The 1,648-nt window shown below is 68.3% G+C and carries 2 protein-coding genes; both read left to right on the top strand.

What is annotated here, in order from left to right:
• Window positions 1-750 (top strand): electron transfer flavoprotein subunit beta/FixA family protein (locus ABNX41_RS21760; RefSeq protein ID WP_438671766.1); only part of this gene is annotated, 750 nt, incomplete at its 5' end.
• Window positions 750-1,648, top strand: an 899-nt coding sequence (locus ABNX41_RS21755; protein WP_438671765.1) for an electron transfer flavoprotein subunit alpha/FixB family protein, incomplete at its 3' end; no start/stop codon positions are given. The genes ABNX41_RS21760 and ABNX41_RS21755, both read left to right, overlap by 1 nt.

Raw genomic sequence — 1,648 nt, 5'->3', positions numbered from 1 at the left:
GTGCCTGTCAAGCGGGTGATTGACTACAACGTTAAGGTCCGGGTGAAATCTGACGGGTCTGGCGTTGACCTTGCGAATGTGAAGATGTCGATGAACCCGTTCGACGAGATCGCGGTTGAAGAGGCGATCCGCCTGAAGGAGAAGGGGCTCGCGAGCGAGATCGTCGTGGTCTCGATCGGGGTGAAGCAGGCGCAGGAGACGTTGCGCAACGCGCTTGCCATGGGGGCGGACCGGGCGATCCTGATCGAGGCGGCGAGCGACGTGCACAACGACATCGAGCCGCTGGCGGTCGCCAAGCTTCTGGCCGCGGTGGTCAGGGACGAGGCCCCCGGCCTCGTGCTCGCGGGCAAGCAGGCCATCGACAACGACATGAACGCCACCGGCCAGATGCTGGCCGCGCTTCTGGGCTGGGGGCAGGCGACCTTCGCCTCCGAGGTCGTGATCGAGGGCGACACCGCCCGCGTCACGCGCGAGGTGGACGGCGGGCTCCAGACCATCGGCGTCAAGCTTCCGGCCATCGTGACGGTGGACCTGCGGCTGAACGAGCCGCGCTACGCCAGCCTGCCCAACATCATGAAGGCCAAGAAAAAGCCGCTGGAGGAAAAGACCGCCGCCGATTACGGCGTCGATGTCTCGCCCCGGCTGACCGTGGTCAAGACCGCCGAGCCCGCGGGCCGCAAGGCCGGGGTCAAGGTGGCCTCGGTCGACGAGCTGATCGCGAAACTGAAAGACGAAGCGGGGGTGATCTGATGGCTGTTCTCCTGATTGCCGATGTGAACGGCGGCCAGCTTGCCAGTGATTCGGTTGCGAAAGCGCTAACGGCGGTGACCGGCCTGGGCGAGGTGCATGTGCTTGTCGCGGGCCCCGAGGCGGCGGCGCAGGCGGCGGCGCAGCTTTCGGGCGTGGCCAAGGTCCTGCTGGCGGGCGACGCGGCCTATGCCCATGGCCTGGCCGAGCCGCTCTCGGCGCTGGTGGTGGGGCTGGCCGGAACCTACAGCCATATCGCGGCCCCGGCGACGGCGGCGGGCAAGAACCTGGCGCCGCGGGTGGCGGCCTTGCTGGATGTGATGGTGATCTCGGACGTGACGGCGGTCGTCGATGCCGAGACCTTCGAGCGGCCGATCTACGCCGGGAATGCGATCCAGACGGTGAAGTCCGCCGATCCGGTGAAGGTGTTCACGGTGCGGACGGCGGCCTTCACGGCGGCGGCGGGCGGCGGCGCGGCCCCGGTCGAGCCGGTCTCGGCCGCGGCGTCCGAGGGGCTTTCGCACTGGATCGAGGACCGCGTGGCCGGGTCCGACCGGCCGGAGCTGACCTCGGCGAGGATCGTGGTCTCGGGCGGGCGCGGCCTGGGGTCGAAGGAGAACTTCGCGGTGATCGAGGCGCTGGCCGACAAGCTGGGCGCCGCCGTGGGCGCCAGCCGCGCGGCGGTCGATTCGGGCTTCGCGCCGAACGACTGGCAGGTCGGCCAGACCGGCAAGGTGGTGGCCCCGCAGCTTTATGTCGCCGTGGGCATCTCGGGCGCGATCCAGCATCTGGCCGGGATGAAGGACGCCAAGGTCATCGTCGCCATCAACAAGGACGAAGAAGCCCCAATCTTCCAGGTCGCAGATTACGGCATCGTCGGGGATCTTTTCAATATCGTCCC

It is taken from the genome of Pseudogemmobacter sonorensis (assembly GCF_042762395.1).
In the GTDB taxonomy this organism is placed as follows: domain Bacteria; phylum Pseudomonadota; class Alphaproteobacteria; order Rhodobacterales; family Rhodobacteraceae; genus Pseudogemmobacter; species Pseudogemmobacter sonorensis.
This window is presented reverse-complemented; position numbering and strand designations above follow the sequence as displayed.